3 protein-coding genes and 1 pseudogene are annotated in these 2,950 nt (G+C 68.1%); all 4 read right to left on the bottom strand.

Annotated features, from left to right (window positions below; genetic code table 11):
- A partial coding sequence (locus tag QOD90_RS02245) for a DUF4153 domain-containing protein (protein ID WP_526346247.1) occupies positions 1 to 687 on the bottom strand: 687 nt, incomplete at its 3' end.
- A gap of 5 nt (positions 688 to 692) precedes the next feature.
- Positions 693 to 1,646 (bottom strand): HAMP domain-containing sensor histidine kinase, encoded by a 954-nt coding sequence (locus QOD90_RS02240; protein ID WP_526346245.1) that lies wholly within the window; start codon positions 1,644 to 1,646, stop codon positions 693 to 695.
- Between the two features lie 68 nt (positions 1,647 to 1,714).
- A complete protein-coding gene (locus QOD90_RS02235) occupies positions 1,715 to 2,380 on the bottom strand; it encodes a response regulator transcription factor (protein ID WP_526346243.1) in 666 nt (221 codons plus the stop codon).
- Positions 2,381 to 2,452: 72 nt separating this feature from the next.
- Positions 2,453 to 2,950: pseudogene (gene ipdF / locus QOD90_RS02230) on the bottom strand ((5R,7aS)-5-hydroxy-7a-methyl-1-oxo-2,3,5,6,7,7a-hexahydro-1H-indene-carboxyl-CoA reductase); the annotation flags it as partial.

Here is a 2,950-nt window from a genome sequence, read left to right as displayed (position 1 = left end):
CCGGGCGACCACGTCCCCCGCATCGAACGAGGGCACGACGTTGCCGATCACGTGCGCGAAGGCAGGGTCGGCCGCGGCGAACAGTCCGCCGAACACCGCCACTAGCGCGACCGTGATCGCCAGGACGGCGGCGGCCCTGCCCAGTTTCGGCGGGGACATTCCATGTGGAACCAGCTCCGGCGCAGTCCGTTTCGCCCACAGTGACACCCGAGCGGGAAGCAACCACGGCAGGAACGGTGCGCAGACGACCGCGGTCCAGGTGCGGCCGCCGATCAGCGTGCACCAGCCGACCAACCATGCCGCGATGATGCAGAGCACCCCGAGCCACTGTGCCGCAAGCAACCCCGGCACGACGAGCAGCGCCAGGGTGAGCCCGATGCCGAGCCATTCCGCACGGGTGGGACGACGTTCGCCGGTGCCGTAGACGACGGCGAAGACCATCACCCCCGCGACGACGTAGCCGATGCTCAGCACCGTTGGCCGCCACAGCGCGGTGCCGAGCACGCCGACCACCAGCGCGGCGACGATGACCTTGCGCGGCGCTCGGGCCAGCGGATCGAGCGGCCAGATCCGATGCGGCCAGATCGTCCAGCCTGGCTCGCCGTGCCGGGGCGGTAGCGGCCCCAACATCGGCGGCAGGGTGGGCGGTGGCGGGGGCTGCTGCGTCGCGTACCACCCCTGATTCATCGTCGTCACGTGAGCTGCTCCTTGGTCTGCGGGATCGAGACCCCGATGCGGCAGCCCGTGCGGGCGTCCATGACTTCTATTGCACCGCCATGTAATTCGACGGCCCAACGGGCGATCGCCAACCCGAGACCCGTACCGCCCGCCGACGTGGCTCCGCGGGTGAAGCGTTGGAAGACCCGCTCGCGTTCGGCTGGCGGAATTCCAGGGCCCTCGTCGCAGACCTCCAGTCGCAGTCCCGCAGGCTCGGCCCGGCACGCCAGCACGGATACCCGGCCACCAGCCGGGCTGTGCCGGATCGCGTTGTCCACCAGATTGACCACGACCTGACGAAGGCGCGCCGGGTCGGCGACCGCGATCAGGTCGGGCGGGGAGGCGGTCACCACGACGTCGATGCCGTCGGTCGAGGCCGCGACATGCGCCACGGCGTCGCGCAGGAACTCATCGGCCCGGAAGTTACTGAATTGCAGCGACATCACCCCGCTTTCGAGGCGGGACAGGTCCAGGAGGTTGGCGACGAGTTCGCCAAGTCGCTCGGTCTGCGCCAGCGCCACTCGCATCGTCTCGGTGTCCGGGGCGGCGACGCCATCGACGACGTTCTCGAGCACCGCGTGCAAGGCGGTGATCGGCGTGCGCAGTTCGTGGGAGACGTTGGCGATCAGGCCGCGCCGGTACTCGTCCTCGGCACCGAGATCGGCCGCCATTTGATTGAAGGCCGTTGCCAGCTGGCCGATCTCGTCGCGGGACGTCGCACGCACCCGACGGCTGTAGTCACCGCGGGCCATGGCGCGAGCGGCCGCGGTCATCTGCCGCAGTGGGGACGTCATGCCGTGGGTGAGGAAGACCGTGACGACCAGCGAACCGATCGTCGCGGCGAGCAGCGTGTAGCGCAATGGCCAACGTGCCCCGACCCAGAACGTGAACGCGATCAACGCGATCACGCTGACGATGAGCAGACCCATCTTGACCTTGAAGGACGCGAACGGATCCAGCGGTCGTGGCAGCCTGTCCCACCACGCGGAGAACCCGTTCACCGCGGCGTCTCCAGCGAGTACCCGACGCCGTGCACCGTGCGAATCAGCTCGGTTCCCAACTTGCGCCGCAGCGCCTTGACATGGCTGTCCACGGTCCTGGTCTCCACGCCCGACGCCCATCCCCACACCTGCTCGAGCAGGGTCTCGCGCGGCACGGCGGCTCGCGGGCGGCCAGCGAGAAAGACGAGCAGATCGAATTCGATTCTGGTGAGGTGGATTTCCTCGTCACCGCGCTGAACGCGGCGCGCCTGCAGGTCGATTCGATAGTCTCCGACCGCGAGCGGCTGCGCGTCGGCGGCACGTTCCACCCGCCGCAACAACACTCGGACGCGTGCGACGAGTTCCCGCATGCTGAACGGTTTGGTCAGGTAGTCGTCGGCACCGATGCCCAGTCCGATCAACATGTCCGTCTCGTCGCTGCGGGCGGTCAACATGAGTACGGGCATCGACCGCGCCGCCTGGATGCGCCGGCACACTTCCAGGCCGTCGAAGCCGGGCAGCATCACGTCGAGTACCACCAGGTCGGGGTCCGTCGCTGCGGCCTTCTCGACCGCCGAGGGGCCGTCGACCGCCGTCTCCACCGAGAATGCCTCGGCGCGCAGCCTGGTGGCCACGGCGGCCAGAATGGTCGGCTCGTCGTCGACCACCAGGATTCGCTTCACACACCTGACTGTAGGTGCCTGCTGTGGCGCTTTCGGGCAGTGAATGTGAAGAAATCGTGGAGAAACGTGCCGTCAGGCGCGCTGACTCGACACTGAAATCACTTCTCCGGTCAGATAGCTGGAGTAGTCGCTGGCCAAGAATGCCATGGTGGCCGCCACCTCCCACGGCTCGGCGGCCCGCCCGAAGGCCTCGTCGGAAGACAACTGGTCGAGCAGTTCCGAGCTGCTGGTCTTCTCCAAGAACTTGTGTCGGGCGATGCTCGGGGAGACGGCGTTGATCCGCACGCCGTACTCGACGGCTTCGATTGCGCTGCAACGGGTCAGCGCCATCACGCCGGCCTTCGCCGCGGCGTAGTGGGACTGCGAGTGCTGCGCCCGCCACCCGAGGACGCTCGCATTGTTGACGATGACCCCGCCGTGGTCGGCGTCGCGGAAGTACCGCAGCGCCGCCCGGGTGGCCCGCATGACCGAGGTCAGCGTGACGTTCAGGACGCGGTCCCACTCTTCGTCGGTCATGTCGACGACCGGAGTCTGACCGCCCAGGCCTGCGTTGTTGACCAGCACGTCGAT

Source organism: Mycobacterium sp. (genome assembly GCF_032161845.1).
Lineage (GTDB): Bacteria > Actinomycetota > Actinomycetes > Mycobacteriales > Mycobacteriaceae > Mycobacterium.
This window is presented reverse-complemented; position numbering and strand designations above follow the sequence as displayed.

What these genes read in the sequence shown, in the direction of transcription:
- QOD90_RS02240 (WP_526346245.1), bottom strand. Translation starts at nt 1,646, where the DNA reads ATGGGTCTGCTCATCGTCAGCGTGATCGCGTTGATCGCGTTCACGTTC.